Below are 17,789 nucleotides of genomic sequence, written 5' to 3'. Positions count from 1 at the left end.
ATTACTCCTGCTCTTCCGCCAGCTTCAGCGCATCTTTCGCTTCATCAGCGAGGCCCAGACCGGATTGTTTTCCTGTCAGAATGCGAATCAAGACTTCAAGGAAACGGACAGCTACCAGAAAAAAGCCGACAGGAACAATGACACCAACATGCCACTGCTCAATACCAAAGCGCCCAAGATCCTCCGCTTCGGTGGGATGCTGATACAGAGTATGAATCCACTCAAAACTGGAAACAGCCATCAAGCCTGCGTAACCCAGGCAACACAAAGTGGCCACAACACCAATGACTCTCTGCATGGGTTTATTGGCCAGTTTGACCAGAGCGTCGACACCAATATGCCCTGCGGTACGAACGCCGTAGGAAATACCGATAAAAATCAGCCAGCCAAACAGCATTTTGACCAGAGCATTACTCCAGGTCATTTCCTGTGCTGGCGTGATAAAGAAATCTCCTATCGCATAGAAGAAATCACTCATCTCAACCGACGACTCAGAAAATCGCTCACCTAAAAAATAGAAGACCGGGTACAGGTTATTCAGCACGACGTAGATGAATGTGATCAACGTCATCGCCGCCAGCAGAAAGGCAATCAGCCATTCTTCCAGCCTTGCCCAGACATTCTTGATTCCGCTCATTGGCGACTCCAGATGCATTACTTCAGATCACGAAAGGGTCCTGACCTCCCTTCGGAGGTCAGGAGAGATGAGTCATGACTCATCCGGGTAGATCGAGGATTACTCTGCGTTAGCTTTCTGCGCAGCTTCGATCAGGTCGGAACCGATATCACCCTCAAACTTCTTCCACACAGGCTTCATGGCTTCAACCCACTTGCCGCGCTCTTCCGGAGTCAGTTCGATCACTTCGCTGGTGCCAGCAGCCACCACTTTGGCTTTGGCCTTGTCATTCAGCTCGGCTGCTTCTTTGTTAACCTCATCGGTCACTTCCACAACGATCTTGTCCAGCTCGGTACGGATGTCGGGTGGCAGGCCGTTCCAGAACTTGGTGTTGGTGATCAGCATATAGTCCAGTACACCGTGGTTGGATTCGGTGATGTATTTCTGAACTTCATAAAACTTCTGGGATTCGATGTTGGACCAGGGGTTCTCAGCACCGTTCACAACGCCGGTCTGCAGACCCTGATACACCTCAGAGAAGCTCATCTTACGGGCGTTGGCTTTCAGCGCCTTGAACTGCTCTTCCAGTACTTCGGATGACTGCACACGGAATTTCAGACCACGCGCATCTTTAGGTTCATGCAGTGCCTTGTTGGCAGACAGCTGCTTCATACCGTTGTGCCAGTAGCCCAGACCGGTGATGTTGTTGCTTTCCATGGAGTGCAACAGACCCTGGCCAGCATCGGAATGCTGGAAGCGATCCACGGCATTGATATCGTTAAAGAGGAAGGGCAGATCGAAAATCTGCAGTTTTTTGGTGTACTGACCAAACTTCGCCAGTGAAGGTGCAATCATCTGCACGTCACCCAGCAACAGCGCTTCCATTTCTTTACCGTCACCGAACAGAGAAGAGTTCGGATACACCTGAACTTCCACCTTGCCAGGCAGACGCTCCTCGACCAGTTTCTTGAACATCAGTGCGCCCTGACCTTTCGGGGTGCTGTCTGCAACAACGTGAGAGAACTTGATCAGAATAGGATCAGCACTTGCCCAGGAAGCGATACCCAGAGAGACCGCACATACCAGGGCTTTTGCAGTGAACTTCAACATAAGACTTCCTCATCGATTATTTTATTTGTTGTTCAAGGAGCTTTGCGGCGGGCCGCGAAAGCACACTTTGACGCTCTTACCCATTTCCCTGAAACCCGTGGCAAACACCACGCCTCACTCAGGATCTGGTCGGTTGGCTTGTCAGTAAAAGTACGCATCAGCAGGGAGAATCCACTGCGGCGCAACTGAAAAGTCTTCCCGAAAGTCTAGGCGCAAATAACACAATGACCAGTTAGACGAAGGGCTGTACCCCAAGGGTACAGACGGATTTTTCCATCCTGAAAACTCATGTTGAGTAACACCCGGGAAGGTGTCAGGCGGATGCATTCGTCTTGGCGTTATTGTCATTGCATCATCGCTGTCTCTACATAAGCAACCGTTATGCCAAGGCTAAAAAATCCTTATGAGACCGCGCCATTGCTGGGCTGTAAGAAACAGCGTCGAATCGCAATAGATCGCAACAGGCGGAATCTCGCCAGTCACAATTCAACCAAGTGGCGGATTTCCGCCAACGCCAAAAATCTGCGCCGCAGAACGCTCAACGCGCCCTGAGCAACCAGAAGAGGATAAAGTGCGGGTTTGCCGTAAAACGGCAGTAACGGCAGGCGGTAGTAAAAAAGGGAAAACTGGCGGGATAGGTGAAGTAAGTCACAGGCGCAAAACCGGCAAGCTGCTACCGGCTCTGGCCTGAATGTCAGATTTGACGTTATTGCCTGTGGCTTTTGGGGCTACTCCGCCGTGACAGGTTCGCTCCAACGCAGCCAGGAATACTGATTCGGCCCCAGGGTAATCTCACTCAGATTTCTGGCCTGAATCAGCTCCTCCGCCATTTCCGGCAGCTCAATACTGACCTCTTCTTCCGAGAGGTTGGCCAGACACCAGAGGCGGCTGCCAGTGACTTTGCACTCGCGCTCCAGAGCAAACAGACGCTCATCCAGATTCAGCACCCGCTGTGCAGCACTGGGGTGGAAGGCGGCTTCACGACGACGAATGCTGATCAGCCCGAGCAGGCGCCGGAATTGCTGCGCATTCTCGGTTTCCTCATCATCCAGCACGCGTTTTACATCGCGCCAGTCGACCTTACCGCGGTTGACCCGCCGGTTAACACCGGAAGCATGCATGCCGTGGAAATCCGACCCCGAACCCAACAGGCTGTGGATATAGATCGCCGGTAAGCCCTGCAGACTCAAAAGAATAAAGTGCGCTGCCAGCATCCGATTGATGCGGTCCGGCACCTTCGCCGTCGGAGGCGACAAGGCATCGATGTAACTGATGTTCAGCTCATAAGGGGCCTGGGTGCCATCCGGGTTGGATTTGTAGCCGATACGACCGCCGTTATCGAGGCATTGCTGCATTAACCGGCGGCGGTCTTCATCATCCAGCAGCCCTTCGGTGGCACGCATGCCGATACCGTCGTGGGAGGCAAGGAAGTTGAAGAACATGCTGCTGCCGGGACAAGGCTCCAGCGACTCCAGCCAGTGATGCAGCGCGGTACTGCGCCCGGTCACAAAGGAGTGCAGCACCAGCGGCGGCAGGGTGAACTGATAGACCAGATCGGCTTCATCATCCCCTTCACCAAAATAGGAGATGTTCTCCTTATGGGGCACGTTGGTTTCCGGAATGATTTTTGCGCCCGGCGCAATGGTATTGAGCACCAGCCGGATCAGTTTGACGATGGCATGGGTGCCGGGCAAATGCATACAGCTGGTGCCAAGCTGCTTCCAGACAAAGCCCACTGCATCCAGACGGATAAAGCGCGAGCCATGGTCGACATAGCTCAGCAGCACATCCATCACTTCCAGCAGCAGGTCCGGCTCGGCAAAGTTCAGATCGACCTGATCGGCGCTGAACGTCGTCCACACATGTCTGGGGCCTTTACTGGTCTCAACCTGATGCAGCAGCGGCAAGGTGCGAGGGCGCGTCACCTGGGAGTAATCCGCACCGGGATCAGCCTCGATAAAGTAACGACTGTAAGGCGCTTCTCCGGCCAGATAGCCTTCAAACCAGCGACTCCAGCGGGAGATATGGTTCACCACCGCATCCAGCATCAGGCCGTGGTGGCTGGCCAGCTCATGCACTTCCTTCCAGCCGCCCAGCACGGGGTTGATCTGCAGGTAGTCGATGACGGAAAAGCCATCATCGCTGGAGTAGGAAAAACAGGGCAGCAGGTGCACATTGGGAATCAGATCACCCACGTACTCCTTAAGAAAGCGCTCCAGGGTTTTCAGCGTCGGCTCACCATCATTGATAAGCGTGTCACCGTAAGTGATCAGCATCACATCCTTTTCGGTCACTTCCGTTTGCAGCCGCGCCTGCCCCCAGGCTTCAGGTTCCGCCAGCCGCTGCTGCCAGTCGGAAAGACGGCTCACCAGGCGGCTGAGCACCGCTTCGTAGCGTTCAGGATAGAGGGTCGCGAGCAGTGGCCGCGCCGCATCGACAAAGGCTTGATGGGTCTCGATTGGAGACAGGGCATTGCTCATAGACCTAGCTCCAGGCTGAGTTTCATCGTTCGGGCGAGGTTATAGGTACACATTTCCAGATCCGCTGCGGCGGATTCCAGCACATCCGGCAAAGGGCGAAGCTCGGTCAGGGAGGCAAACATTGCCGAGGCAGGCCAGCTCAGCATCAGCTCGTTGGCGTTAATGATGGCACCGGAGATCATGATGCTTGGCGTGCGCATGCGCTTGGCCGCATCCAGCACCATCAGCGGCACTTTTTCCTGGGGCGATTGCTGATCCGAGCGCCCTTCTCCGGTAATGACCAGATCAGCTTCGGCCAGCTGCGCCTCAAGGCCACAATGCTCCATCACATAACGGGCACCGGGATAGGCCTCGGCACGAAAGGCCGCCATCATCATGCCGCCGATACCACCTGCCGCCCCGCTGTGGGGACGACGGGTGATGTCGATGCCAAGATCACGGTGCAGCACCGCCGCCATGGCCGTCAGCGCCGCTTCAAACTGCGGCATCTGATCCTCAGCGATACCCTTTTGCGGGCCATAGACACGGGTCGCGCCGTCCGAACCGAGAATCGGATTACTGACATCACAGACCAGCTCAAAACGGGTGCGGTAGATCCGCTCATCGAAATTCGCCAGATCCACGTGGAAGACCTGCGCCAATGCCGGAATCGTGCCGCCGTTGGCAGTATCCCCCAGCAGATTGCCGTGGGCATCAAAGAGCCGTCCGCCAAGCGCCATGAACAGCCCGGCACCGGCATCATTGGTGGCGGAATCGCCCAGACCCACGATGATTTTCTCGACACCAAGATCCAGCGCATGACGAATCAGCTCGCCGGTACCATAGCTTGAAGCCTGTACCGGCGCCCGGTGTTCAGGGTGCAAAAGACGCAGGCCCGAGGCCGTGGAAACATCCAGCACTGCCGTTCGGCCGTGATCAATCAGGCCCAGTCTGGCATCGACCGGCTCGTTGAGCGGGCCGCGCACCTGATAGGTTTTGAATTCACCGCCACGCTGGCGGGTCAGCAGTTCGGCAGTTCCTTCACCACCATTGGCAAAGGGAAAGAGGGAAAGATCATGACGGGCAAATACTTTCGTCCAGCCGGCCTCAATGGCCTGAGCCGCTTCAAACGCAGTCAGCGTCCCTTTAAAGGCGGCCGGAGCAATGAGTAACTTCATAGCATGTCCTGCACGGCGCCGGCATTCAGGAGCCTTCCCTGGCCAGCGAGCTGCTGATTCTCCCCTGCCTCATCGCAGGAGAACAAAAGAATACGTTTCGGGTCGACCGCAAGGGTCAGTGACTGGCCGCGCTTGACGGTACTGCGAAGATCCAGCCGCGCCTTTACTTCCTGATCACCGATGCCGACCAGTAATTCCTTATCAAAACCCAGATTTTCTACCAGCTTCACCGGCAGGTTTTCCAGTAAAAGTGGCTCATTGTCACTGGCTTGCAAGAAACGTGCATCCTCAAAAAAGTCCGGGCGGATGCCGACCAGCACCTTTTTCATGCCCTGCAATGAGGCAGAATCCGCGTGGGCCAGACGATTCAGGGCCAATAAGGTTTCACCCACCTTCACCCCGTCAGGCGTGACTTCTGCTTCAATAAGATTCATCGCCGGCGAGCCGATAAAGGTCGCCACAAAGGTATTGGCGGGCTGCAGAAAGATCTCCATCGGCGTGCCGATCTGCTCAACGACGCCATCACGCATGACCACCACCCGGTCGCCAAGGGTCATGGCCTCGACCTGATCGTGGGTGACGTAAATCGCCGTCATGTTGTATTCCCCCTGAATACGGGCGATTTCCGTACGCATGTGGTGGCGCAGCTTGGCATCGAGATTCGACAGCGGCTCATCAAAAAGATACACCTCGGCATCCCGCGCCAGTGCCCGCCCCATCGCCACACGCTGGCGCTGTCCGCCGGAAAGGTCCGCCGGCTTGCGCTCAAGATAGGGCTCAAGCTCCAGCATTCGCGCCACTTCCTTGAGCTTGGTGGCCATCACCTCCTGCGAGGCGCCGGCTTTTTTCAGCCCAAAGAGAATGTTCTCGCGCACGGACTTGTGCGGATAGAGCGCGTAATTCTGAAACACCATAGCGATGTTGCGCTTGTGTGGCGGCAGGGAATTCACCGTAGTGTCTCCAACCTGCACTTCGCCGTCGGTGATCTCCTCCAGCCCGGCAACCATACGCAGGGTCGTGCTTTTACCACAGCCGCTGGGGCCAACTAAAACCACAAACTCACCATCCCTGATGGTGAGGTCGAGGTTCTTGACGATGGGCAGATCCTCATAGGATTTGCAGACATTCTTGAGGGTGACTGAACTCATGGTTGTTATCCTTTTTCCTTGGCCGGTCAGCCTTTAACACCACCTTCTGTCAGCCCACCGGACATGTGTCGGTTAGCCAGCATGAAAGCAATCACAACGGGGAGCAGGGTCAGCATCGACGCCGCCATGATGCGATCCCAGATCGCATTCTTGGAGGTAAAGAGCGTCTGCAATGCCAGCGGCAGGGTGTAGAAGTCCTGATACTGCTTAAGGAATACCGAGGCAAAGAGGTACTCATTCCAGGCGATCACAAAGCAGTACACGAACACCGTAAACAGCATCGGGCGTGACAGCGGCAGGATGATCTGGAAGAAAGATTCCACCCGCGAACAACCATCCATCATTGCCGCCTCCTCCAGCGAAAACGGGATGGTGCGAAAGTAGTTACCGAGCATGTACATGGCCACCGGCAGCGTCTGGATGATGTAAATCAGAAAGATGCACACCAGCGTGCCCGTCGCCGACGAGGCCAGTCCGACGTTCACCGCCATTTGATAGAGCGGCACCATCAGCAATACACCACCGACCATGTAGACAAACAGCACCGCATTCGACAGCAGCGAGCGTCCGGCAAAACGCAGACGCGCCAACGCATAGGCAGCCAGCGCCGCCAACAGCGTCGAGACCAGTGCCGTCAGCGCACTGATGACAAAGGTATTGAGCATGTAGCGGCCAAAAGGAAAGACATTCTCCGTGTTGGAGAACTTGGCCAGAATCTTCTGGCGCATTTCCTCGGTAATTGCCGGGTTGTCCAGCAGCTGTTTGATGGAGGCTGGCACTTCCACTTCCTGCGGCGGATTCAGCCCCAGCAATTCCTTGTAGGCATCCAGATGCAGCACCCGCGGAATCAGCGAAGGATTGCCCCAGTCGATGGGGTGTTTCAGGGAGGTCGAGAGAATCTGCAGGAACGGAAACAGGCAGAATGCGAGAATCAGCAGCACCGCGCCGTAGAGCAGAATATTTTGTACTAGCGTGCGTTTTCCAAACATAGGCTCACCACTTCAAGACTTTGCGCACATAGAACCAGATCAGCCCCGCCAGCACGGCGAGCTGAAGCACGGATACCGAAGCCGCCAGGCCCTGGTCAATCACGCCGGTAAAGGCGTGGTAATAGGTGAAGATCGGTAGCGTCATCACATTGGGTGCCAGCAGGAACACATCCTCAAAACGGTTCAGGTTCCAGATCACCCGTAGCAGGATCACGGTGCCAAGCACAAAGCGAATCTCCGGCAAGGTCACCACAAAGAAACGCCCGACCGGCCCGACACCATCGATGGCAGCCGCTTCGTAGAGGTCTTTGGGAATGCTTTGCAGTTTGGCCAGAAGCAGCAGATAGGCGATGGGAAAGTGCTTCCAGATATCGAACAGAATCACCACGCCAAGCGCACTTTCAGGATTGCCGATCAGGTTCTCCCGGGCATCCGTCAGGTGGAAAACATCCACCACCAGGTGGTTATAGATACCGTTCACAGGGTCGAAGATGAACTGCCAGCCAAACACCACCGAAATGACCGGGGCAAAATACGGCAGCAGAATCAGCGCCCGTGCAAGGCCTCGAAAGCGGAACTCCTGATTCATCAGCAGGGCGACCAACAGCCCGAGAGTCGTCCCGCCGATCACCGTGCCGAACAGGTAAATTACCGAGGTCCAGATCGAGTGATAGAAACCACTGTCGTTCAGCAGACTGGTGTAGTTCTGCAAGCCGACAAAGGTGCGGCTGCCGTTCAGTTCAACATCGAAAAAGCTGAGATAAATATTGAAGGCGATGGGATAGACCACCAGCAACGCGATAATGCCGATCGCCGGGGCGATGAGCTTATAGCCGAGGCGGGCTTCCTGTCGCCGCAATACCGAGGTATGCGAAGAAGGTGATGCTCCAAGAGACATGGCAAATTCCTTTTAGCAGTCATTCAACATCCATGGCACCCGCCAGGCGCGAGACGGACACGCCTGGCGGGAAAGGTCTTTGCCGCTTATTTACCCTTGGCATCCAGCAGGTCTTGCATCTCCCTGGCCGCCTGTTTCACCGCCGCTTCAGGCTTGGCGCCTTCAAAGACAGTGTTGTAGACCATGGTCGGGATGATGTTCTTGGCGAAGAACTCCCCGGCTTCGGGATGAGGGTGACCATCCACCACCGCAAAGGTGCGGATGTCATCAAAACCTTCGAAGATCTCCTGCAGCTTCTCCATGCCAAACAGCTTGAAGGTGCCGCTCGGTTCATCAAGGAAGGTCTTGTCCTTGGCGATATCCTTCAGCATCGGATTCATGCCGCCGGGTGCCATGTGCAGAAAGCTGATGTACGCCGCAGGCTCATAGAGGAATTGCATAAAGGCTTCGGTGGCCTTGGCTTTGGCGGCGTCCTTGGTATCAATCGCCGAAAGACCGACAACGACACCGTAGCTGGCATCCTGAGTGTGATTAATCACCGGTACAAAGCCGGTGTTTTTCACCAGCTCAGGGTCAAAGCTGCCGTTTTTCAGTTCGGCAAAGTTTTCGGAGGTCAGGGAGTTTTTGGCCACTTCAGCCAGGGCCAGATCATCCATGATGTAGGTTGAGTAGAAGAACATCGCCATCTTGCCCTGCAGGTAGTAATCACGTGCGCGCCAGGATTGCGGGCCATTCGGCGTGTACTGGGCCAGATCCTTGTAGAACTTCAGGGTTTCAACGGTTTTGGGACTATCGAATACCAGCTTGCCGTCGTCATCAAATTCGGACACGCCATTGGACAGCGCCAGTTGGGTAAAGACCTGCTCGGTGTAACCTTCAGCCTTGGTGCCGATCAAGATGCCGTAGCGGTTCTTGCCGGGGTTATTGAAGACCTTGGCAGCCTTGCGAATCGCGTCCCAGGTGGTCGGTGGTTCCAGACCTTCTTGCTTGAACCAGTCCTTGCGATACCAGATGCCCTGAATCCAGCCGTGATAGGGAATACCGTAGGCGTCCTCGTCGGGAGAGGAGAGCATTTTCAGGGCGCCTTCATAGAAGCGGTCAGTGCCCACCGCATCACGCACCTTGGCATTCAGGCCGGTATCAACAATGCCGGCCTCACCGAAGGCCATGATCTGTTCGGAGTTGGTTTCCACCAACTGCGGCAACGTCCCCGCTGCAGAAGCCGCGGCCATCTGGGTGGCTATCTGGTCATCATCCACCGGCACCACCTTGATGGTGATATCCGGATTCAGCGCTTCAAAGGTGGTGGTCAGGGCGTCAATCACCTTGAGCCTTTCGCTTTGCGTCTCGGCGGTCCAGAACTCCAGCGTGGTGGCAGCCGCCAACGGCGAAGCCAGTGCCATCCCCAGAGCCAGACTTCCAGTGACAATACTTGTTGTTATTCTGCGCATTCAGGCGTCCTCGTTCGTCAGGAACGCTCTGGCGATACAGCTGCCGATCAGGAGCGTCCCTGTGCGTCAGTTGTCTTCCGTTCGTTACTACGCTTCTGATACTGCAAGAACCGCGACTCAGGCCTTAAGCCATAACCACGCCACCCTGATTCGAGTAACCTCGTGCACAGGAGACGCAGAAAATGTCGGCAACCTCCTGTTTATGCGCATAATTTCTTCCCTTTGCCTTGTTTGAAAACATAATGAAACATTTAACGCTCAAAAAGCGTACAGCAGAGGGCGCCACGCTTGCGCAGATTCAATAAAGACAGTGGGGAAAGAAAGGCGGAACGGCCTGACGAAGCCGGTCGTCATGAGATGCAGGACAAGACAAAAAAGACGAGGGCGAATACCAGCAAGGCATCCGCTGAAGAAAGGCTTAGTAAGGGTTAACCTGCCGCCGCGTCCGGTAGCTCTGCGGCATCGGCCTCAACTGACGACAGGATGTCCGGATGGGCCGCCAAGTCCGGTTTGAAGGCTGCGGGCAGGAGGTTATCCGGCTCGTGCCAACGCAGACAATTACGACCCTGCTGTTTGGATTCATACAGGCACTTATCCGCCGCTTCCATAAACTGCGCAGGCGTACAGTCTGACTGCACCCGACTGGTCGCACCGCCCATACTGACGGTCAGCCATTCGCTCTCTCCGGTTGGGTGGCGAATGTGCAGGGCGGCAATGGCATCGCGCACATGCATCATGACCTGACGGGCCTGAATTTCGTCCTTGTCCGGCAGCAGGACCACAAACTCCTCACCGCCATAACGGGCGACAAACCCCTGATAGTCTTCCACGACCGACTCCAGCGCCCGGGCAACCCGGCTCAGCACCAGATCTCCCTCACCGTGACCGAAGTGATCATTGAAGGCCTTGAAGTGGTCTACATCGAGCATCACCACCGACAAGGGCTGATCCTGCTCGCGACTCTGACGCCAGGACTGGCTCAGCTGTTCAGCAAAACGGCGACGGTTAGCGATGGAGGTTAAAGGATCAATGTTGGCCAGACTCTCCAGCATCTCGCGCTGACGTGCCAGCTGCAGGTGTAACTTGACCCGCGCCAGCACCAGACGGCTCTGGAAAGGCTTTTGAATATAGTCGGAAGCGCCGAGTTCAAAACCACGGGCCTCGCTCTCGGTATCACCCAGCGCACTGACGAAAATCACCGGAATACTGCGGGTCGGACGACGCTTGCGAAGCTCCGCCATCACCTCAAAGCCACTCATGCCGGGCATGACAATATCCAGCAGGATAAGATCCGGCATATGCTCCTCGGCCTTTTGCAAAGCCTGGGCACCGCTCTTGGCGAGAATGACTCTGACATCGTCACGCAGCAGATCCCCAAGGATCTTGAGGTTGCTTTTCTCATCGTCAACGATCAGAACAGTCTGGTTATTCAAGCAGTAGACACTCGCTGTGTAATTGTTATCAGTCGTTTTTACTGTTCTTGAAGCACTGGCTTGTGTGGCGTTTTTTGGCTATTCAGGCACCCGACTGCTGCGCCTGCTGAATCTGTACGATCAGCAGCTCGACGCCATCACTGGCGCGTTCAAACTCCACTTCATCGACCCACTGGCGCAACTGTTCGACCTGGATGTGCCAGGGCGTTCCGCGCGTCAGCGAAGCAACTTCTTCCAACACACCTTCAGCACCAAAGTTGGAAGCATCAAGGTGCAATTTAGCATCTTTTAACAATACCAGAACCCGCAGCGGATCAAATGCCTGATCTGCTTTTTCACCGCTGCCTTTTGGCATCAGTGGCGCCAGTGTGGCGATCAGTTCCTCAAGCTCCAAGCATAGACGCTCAATCTGTTTCGCGGGCAAACTTTGTCCGAGACGCAGCTGATCTTCCACTTCAGCCGCCAGCAAGGACAGCTCCATGGCGCCAATATAGGCAGCGACCGAGCGCAGGCGGTGAGCCAGCATCTGCTGCTGGGTCAGGGCTGTCGGCCCTTCCATGGTCAGGGTCGATTGGAAATGATGGGCTGTATTGCGATAGTCACGGACAAAATCCTCGACCAGCGTCAGGTAGACCTCGACCTTGCCTTTGAGCCGCGCCAGTGCACCCGGCACATCCACCACCGCCGCCAGACGGTTCAACCGTTGGGTCTGCTCCGGCGTCAGCATGCTGGTATCAATATGCGAGGCATCTTTAAACTGCAGCGATGTCTGGCTGGCAAAACGGCTGATCAGCTCATAGAGCTTGTTAGGATCAATCGGCTTCACCAGATGAGCATTCATCCCGGCGCGCAGGCTGCGCTCGCGGTCTTCCGGCATAGCGTGCGCCGTCATGGCAATCACCGGCAATTGCTGTTTATCGAAGGTGCGACGAAGCTCGGCCACTGCACTCAAGCCATCACGCTCCGGCATCTGCACATCCATCAGCACCAGATCAAAGTGGCGCTGGCGAATCAGATCCACCGCTTCCTGACCATTGTTGGCGGTGGCTAACTCAGCGCCAGTGTCCTCCAGCAGGCCGAGGGCAACCTGACGGTTCAGGGCGTTGTCATCAGCAATCAGCAGACGCAGTCCGGAGAAATCAGGCACCTTGGTGAAAGTCTCGCTTTCAGCAGTCGTCGCCGTTGCTTCAGCGACCAACAGGGGAAGATCCACCTTGAAGCAGCTGCCCTGCCCCGACGTGCTTTCAAGGCCGATGGTGCCGCCCATCAACTCAGTGAGCTGACGGCTGATGGCAAGGCCAAGGCCAGTACCACCGACTCGCCGCGAAAGCTCGCCGTCCACCTGGGTGAACGGCTTGAACAGCAATTGCTGCGCTTCGGCATCAATCCCGACACCGGTATCGCGCACTTCAATATGCAGGCTGGGCCGCCCCAACAGGGTACCTTCGGTCACCTTGAGCTGGACCTCGCCCCGATCAGTAAACTTGACCGCATTGCCCAGCAAATTGACCAGAATCTGCTGCAGGCGCTGTGGATCAGTGGTGATGGCCTCGGGCAACTGTTCCGACACACTCCAGGAGACGGGCAACTGCTTTTCACGGGCCTGCACTTCGCAAATCCCCAGCGCGCGCTGAATCAGTGGTCGAAGCGGAGTCGCCACCTGTTCAAGATGAGTGCGATGGGCATCATTACGGGAGAAATCGAGAATATCGTTGATCACCCCAAGCAGGCCTTCACCGGCACTTTGCACCTGCGTGGCCAGCTGGCGCTGCTCATCATCAAGATGGGTTTTCAGCAACAGGTGATTCAGCCCGAGCACCGCGTTCATGGGCGTACGGATTTCATGGCTCATGGTGGCCAGAAACATGGATTTGGCGCGGTTAGCTTCCTCGGCGTTCAGGCGTGCCCGGTTCAGCTCCTTGGTGCGCTCATTCACCCGCTGCTCCAGCGTTTCGTACAGCATGGCGTGCTCAATGGAAATCGCCGCCTGCGCCGCCAGAATATCCAGCACCTGCAGACGATCCGGCGTGAACGCACCGAACAGCATATTGTTCTCAAGATAGAGCATGCCGATCAGGTGGCTTTGGCGCATCACCGGCAAACAAATCACCGAGCGGGGCTGATGCTCACGAATGTAAGGATCATGGGAGAACTGGGTACGGTCCTGGGCGTTATCCAGAATCAGCGGTGCACGGGTGCGGTTCACATAAGCAATCACCGAGACCGGCAGGTGCACGCGATCAGTCTCCAGCAGGGAAGAAGGCGCGTTCAGGGAGACAGGAATACCCTGCATCACCTCAACATCGGTTTCCTGAGTACCGTGCGCCTGAATCAGCCACTTGTCTTTATCCCGCAGCAGCAGCGTACCGCGCTGGGCACCGGCTTCCTCGATGATGGTGCGCATCATCTGATAAAGCAGACGCTCCAGCACAATCTCGTTAGAGATAATCCGCAGGGCTTTAAGAATCGATAGCAGGTCAAGATTCAGGCTTTTACCGGCGGCGCTTTCCGTGGTGTGCAGCGTCAGGTTATGTACCGGACGCTCGCCGACCATCAGCCATTTGCCAAAGCGAGATTCAAGCTGCGCAACCTTGGCGTGGGCGCCCCAGTTTTTATAGGCCTGTAGCGCTTCCTGAAAATAGACCCGGGCAATACGTTCCTTGCCCTGGGACAACCAGTAACGGGCCGCCTTTTCATTACAGAAGCCCTGCATCTGCCAGAAGCCGGAACGCTGGGCTGCATCAATCGCCTTGTCGTAGAGCTCGCTGGCCTGATCATGCTGTTTGGCCAGTTGCGCACGCTCGGCTTCAACCAGCAGCCACTTGGCTTCGAAGTTACGCGGCGCGCTGTCGCGCCAGGTGGCCATCTTGTCCTGCAGTGCAGCGATTTCCTGCTGACGTTTTTCCTGCTCCTCCGGCGACTGGCTCGACAAGTCCACCAGCAAGAGCAAGGCCCGCACAAAGTGATATTCAGCGATGCTGTACCAGCCAAAAGTCGCGCCGAGAGTCTTTTCCATTTCCACGGAATGCGTGACGGCCTGATCGTATTCGGCAAACACGGCATAGCCGAGCATCTTGTTGTAGTGGTAATAGTTCAGACACAACGCGTGCTGGCTGTCTTCCATCTGTTTGAGCAGTGCATCCTCATCAAAGCCATCGCCGTTCCAGCTGTGAAGCGTCTCGGTTTCACCGGCCAGCTGCTTGATGGAGCGCTCCAGAATCCAGAAAACCTCCAGGGTATTCGGATCGTTGATTTTCTCCAGAATCGGACGATAGCGGGCACAGGCCGCTTTCAGCTCAGACAGCGGCATACCGCTGTGCTGCATGTGTTTGAGGATGTGAAAAGCGCTGTAGCCGGTAAAGATCACATCACCACTTTCCAGACCGGCTGCCAGCGCCTGCTCCAGTAGCGGAATGTTCTCCGGCAGGTGGCTGGTCCACGGGCTATTGGTCACCGCGAACATGGTGTAGACCTTGCACTTCCAGGTCAGGTTGCCGGTTTTGTCGACCAGATCGACACTCAGCTGCCCAAAGCGGCGGCCCAGCGCATACTGACCAAAGAAAGCCGACAGCATGGAGCCATAGTTGCCATAACCAAAGGGCGAAACCTCAGCGTTACCGTACTCGATGGACGAGGTGACCATGTTCACCACCGCCAGCGCACTCATACTGAGATTGACGTTAATCGCTGGTGGCCAGAGCAGGCCGAGCAGATGCACGATCAGCTTCTCACGCTCATCAGTCATGGCCGGCAGATCCAGCAGAGACTCCACCTCGTTATTCTCAAGCCAGGCTGAAATTTTGGCACTGCCCTGACCAATCGCCGCCTGAATCTCGGCTTCTTCTTCGGGCCAGTCAACGCCCAGCACACGCAGACCTTCGCAGGCAGCAGCCAACGCTTCGGCAAACTGGCCGTGGCTGGCATAGAGCACCGTGCGCAGGCTGAAAATCCGAGCCTGATTCAGCGGGTTCTGCACCTTGCCGAGCAGCTGCTCACAGCGCTTTAAGGCGTCCTGCAACTGGCCATTCAGATGCTGACACTCGGCCAGTGTCAGCTGCAGTTCAAAGGCCAGCTCACTGTCTCGTGACCAGCCAACACTGCTGCCAGCGTCAAAACCCGCCTGGTGTAATTCAATGCCCACCTGCAGGAAGTGCACCGCGCCCTCGTAGGCGTTGGACAACCGTGCCCGCTGTGCCGCTTCCAGATTGAGGCGTGCCAGATGCTGACGTTCTTCCCAGTGCGTCAGGAGCTCCCGTGCGCCATTGAAGTGGTTCACCACATCAAACAGGCCTTCGCCGGTTTTCTGATAATACCCTTCCAGCAGCCGCGCGATCCCCAGATGCACTGTCGCCCGCTGGTTTTCCGGCATCAGTGAATAGGCGGCCTGACGCACCTGATCATGGAGGAAACGGTAATGAGCGTTGCTGTCTTCGGCACCACCGGTCTGGCGCAAGGTATCCATACGGAAGGCCAGTGCATCAAGATCAGGTTCATTGGCACTGCGAAGCTGTGCATCCACCGGCAATATCAGGCCCTGCAGCAACACCTCCCAGAGGTTCTGCGTGATTTCCACATGGCTTAGCTCACTGAGTTCAATCAGGGAGCGCACGCTGAAACGGTTACCGATGCAGGCAGCCAGCTGCATTAACTGCTGGCTCTGGCGTGACAGCTGACGGATCTTACGCACCATCAGCTCAACCACGTTGTCGCTTACTTCAAAGCGGGTGACTTCATCAATCGCCCAATGCCACTGGCCTCGCTCCATGTTGAAGCGAATCAGCTGCTCCTTGTAAAGCGAGTGCAGAAGCTGGTTAAGGAAGAAGGGGTTGCCCAGGGTTTTGGCAAAGCAAAGCTGCGCCAGACTGTCGAGATCCTGCTGCTGGCCCGGTAAGGTGTCCTCCAGCAGCTGCAGCACATCACCCAGCTGCAGACCGGAAAGCTGTATCGTTTCAGCTGATAGCGCTGTCCGACTGAGATCATCCAACACCAGGGTTAACGGGTGAGCAGCATCGACCTCGTTACTGCGAAACGCACCGATAATCAGCAGATGGCCGGTGTGATCATTCTGCAGCAGCGTTTCGATCAGCTTGAGGGAAGGCACACCCGCCCATTGCAAATCATCAAGGAACAGCACCAGCGGATGCTCAGGTCGGCAGAACACCGCAATAAAGGACTGGAACACATAGACAAAACGATTCTGGCTTTCAGCGGCTGGCAGCTCAGGCGGTGCCAGCTGAGGGCCAATCACCTGAGCCAATGCCGGCAGCAGCTCCGTCATGACACCGGCATTATTGCCCAGTGCATCGAGAATCTGTTGGCGGTAATAGGTGAGCTGGTCTTCCGGCAGGGTAAGAATCTGGTCAATCAACTCATCGCAGGCTTCCGTCCAGGCGCTGTAAGGCACGTCACGGCGGTACTGGTCAAACTTGCCGGTAATGTAAAAACCGTGGCGGCCACCGACCTGCGGACGCAACTCATTCACCAGCGCCGACTTGCCCGCACCGGAATGCCCCGACACCGTCACAAAGCGTTTATGGCCTTCGCAGCTTTTCTGGAAGGCGGACAACAGCTGCTGAATCTGACGCTGACGCCCATAAAGCCGCTGCGGAATACGAAAGACCGGCGAGACATCCTGACGCCCAAGGGTAAAAGGACGCACCTGCTGATGGGCTCGCCAGCGCTCCAGCATTCGCACCAGATCCGCCTTGATACCAAAGGCACTCTGATAACGATCTTCCGGCGCTTTGGCCATCAGTCGCAGAATCAGCGACGACAGGGTTTCAGGAATATCCGGGTTGAGCAGATGAGGCTCAGTGGGCGCGCTGGCCAAATGTGAGTGAATCAGCTCCAGCGGGTCCTGGGAGGTAAAAGGACGCTGGCCGGTGAAGAGTTCATAAAGGGTGACGCCAAAGGCGTAATAATCCGCCCGGTAATCCACCGCGCGGTTCATTCGCCCGGTTTGCTCCGGCGCCATGTAAGCCAGTGAGCCTTCAATGCGCGCAGGAGGCAGTGCCTTACTCAGAGTGACCGGCAGCTCCGAGGCAATGCCAAAATCGATCAGGTACAAACGCCGGGTCGGCGCATGCCAGAGAACGTTGCGAGGGTTGATATCGTTATGGGTCACCTGATGCTGATGAATCTCTCCCAGCGCATCGGCCATCGCAATGGCCAGCGTCAGGGCGGTATCCAGATCCAGCCGCTCGCGGGCAATCAGATCACTCAGGGGTTCGCCGGGACTGGCTTCCATCACCAGTACCAGCGAATTCTCGAAACCAATCAACTCAATAACGGGAACGGTCGCGCGCAGACTTTGCAAACGCTGCAGCAAGGCGTACTCACGGCGGAAGTTATTCAGCTGCTCGATACTGGGATAGCTCTCACGCAGTACCTTCAGAACAACAGCCTCGCCGGTCGTGCGTGAGCGGCCCCGATAGATCAGAGAGTGGCTTCCCTCGAAAATCAGAGCCTCGACATCATAACCAGGCAGTGCGACTAACATCGTTTGCT

10 protein-coding genes are annotated in these 17,789 nt (G+C 56.2%); all 10 read right to left on the bottom strand.

The annotated features are described in order from the left end of the window. Position 1: 1 nt before the first annotated feature. The 10 genes from ACKC9G_RS12560 to ACKC9G_RS12515 all read right to left on the bottom strand — a co-directional run bounded on the left by ACKC9G_RS12560 (position 2) and on the right by ACKC9G_RS12515 (position 17,781). Positions 2-637, bottom strand: a complete 636-nt coding sequence (locus ACKC9G_RS12560) for a TRAP transporter small permease (RefSeq protein WP_411405854.1) — start codon at positions 635-637, stop codon at positions 2-4. Between the two features lie 99 nt (positions 638-736). Continuing rightward, positions 737-1,726, bottom strand: a complete 990-nt coding sequence (locus ACKC9G_RS12555) for a TRAP transporter substrate-binding protein (RefSeq protein WP_411405852.1) — start codon at positions 1,724-1,726, stop codon at positions 737-739. A gap of 728 nt (positions 1,727-2,454) precedes the next feature. Next, positions 2,455-4,206: an alpha-amylase family glycosyl hydrolase gene (locus ACKC9G_RS12550; protein WP_411405850.1), complete on the bottom strand. Its 1,752-nt coding sequence runs from the start codon at positions 4,204-4,206 to the stop codon at positions 2,455-2,457. Beyond that, positions 4,203-5,363, bottom strand: a complete 1,161-nt coding sequence (locus ACKC9G_RS12545) for a glycerate kinase (RefSeq protein WP_411405848.1) — start codon at positions 5,361-5,363, stop codon at positions 4,203-4,205. The genes ACKC9G_RS12550 and ACKC9G_RS12545 overlap by 4 nt, the downstream gene beginning before the upstream one ends. Further along, positions 5,360-6,511 carry an ABC transporter ATP-binding protein gene (locus tag ACKC9G_RS12540; RefSeq protein WP_411405846.1) on the bottom strand — a complete coding sequence of 384 codons (1,152 nt, stop codon included), beginning with the start codon at positions 6,509-6,511 and terminating at the stop codon, positions 5,360-5,362. Before ACKC9G_RS12540 ends, ACKC9G_RS12545 begins: the two co-directional genes overlap by 4 nt. Before the next feature lie 26 nt (positions 6,512-6,537). Then, the gene (locus tag ACKC9G_RS12535; protein WP_411405844.1) at positions 6,538-7,500 is read right to left on the bottom strand and encodes a carbohydrate ABC transporter permease; all 963 of its coding nucleotides are present in this window, start codon (positions 7,498-7,500) and stop codon (positions 6,538-6,540) included. A gap of 4 nt (positions 7,501-7,504) precedes the next feature. Continuing rightward, positions 7,505-8,398, bottom strand: a complete 894-nt coding sequence (locus ACKC9G_RS12530) for a carbohydrate ABC transporter permease (RefSeq protein WP_411405842.1) — start codon at positions 8,396-8,398, stop codon at positions 7,505-7,507. A gap of 86 nt (positions 8,399-8,484) precedes the next feature. Next, entirely contained in the window at positions 8,485-9,849 is a 1,365-nt protein-coding gene (locus ACKC9G_RS12525; protein ID WP_411405840.1) for an ABC transporter substrate-binding protein, read from the bottom strand. 428 nt (positions 9,850-10,277) lie between these two features. Beyond that, a complete protein-coding gene (locus ACKC9G_RS12520) occupies positions 10,278-11,282 on the bottom strand; it encodes a diguanylate cyclase domain-containing protein (protein WP_411405838.1) in 1,005 nt (334 codons plus the stop codon). A gap of 82 nt (positions 11,283-11,364) precedes the next feature. After that, positions 11,365-17,781, bottom strand: a complete 6,417-nt coding sequence (locus ACKC9G_RS12515; RefSeq protein WP_411405836.1) for an AAA family ATPase — start codon at positions 17,779-17,781, stop codon at positions 11,365-11,367. Between the last annotated feature and the right edge of the window lie 8 nt (positions 17,782-17,789).

Origin of the sequence: Pokkaliibacter sp. CJK22405 (genome assembly GCF_046614695.1) — a bacterium.
In the GTDB taxonomy this organism is placed as follows: domain Bacteria; phylum Pseudomonadota; class Gammaproteobacteria; order Pseudomonadales; family Balneatricaceae; genus Pokkaliibacter.
This window is presented reverse-complemented; position numbering and strand designations above follow the sequence as displayed.

What these genes read in the sequence shown, in the direction of transcription:
- ACKC9G_RS12560 (WP_411405854.1), bottom strand. Translation starts at nt 637, where the DNA reads ATGAGCGGAATCAAGAATGTCTGGGCAAGGCTGGAAGAATGGCTGATT.
- ACKC9G_RS12555 (WP_411405852.1), bottom strand. Translation starts at nt 1,726, where the DNA reads ATGTTGAAGTTCACTGCAAAAGCCCTGGTATGTGCGGTCTCTCTGGGT.
- ACKC9G_RS12550 (WP_411405850.1), bottom strand. Translation starts at nt 4,206, where the DNA reads ATGAGCAATGCCCTGTCTCCAATCGAGACCCATCAAGCCTTTGTCGAT.
- ACKC9G_RS12545 (WP_411405848.1), bottom strand. Translation starts at nt 5,363, where the DNA reads ATGAAGTTACTCATTGCTCCGGCCGCCTTTAAAGGGACGCTGACTGCG.
- ACKC9G_RS12540 (WP_411405846.1), bottom strand. Translation starts at nt 6,511, where the DNA reads ATGAGTTCAGTCACCCTCAAGAATGTCTGCAAATCCTATGAGGATCTG.
- ACKC9G_RS12535 (WP_411405844.1), bottom strand. Translation starts at nt 7,500, where the DNA reads ATGTTTGGAAAACGCACGCTAGTACAAAATATTCTGCTCTACGGCGCG.
- ACKC9G_RS12530 (WP_411405842.1), bottom strand. Translation starts at nt 8,398, where the DNA reads ATGTCTCTTGGAGCATCACCTTCTTCGCATACCTCGGTATTGCGGCGA.
- ACKC9G_RS12525 (WP_411405840.1), bottom strand. Translation starts at nt 9,849, where the DNA reads ATGCGCAGAATAACAACAAGTATTGTCACTGGAAGTCTGGCTCTGGGG.
- ACKC9G_RS12515 (WP_411405836.1), bottom strand. Translation starts at nt 17,781, where the DNA reads ATGTTAGTCGCACTGCCTGGTTATGATGTCGAGGCTCTGATTTTCGAG.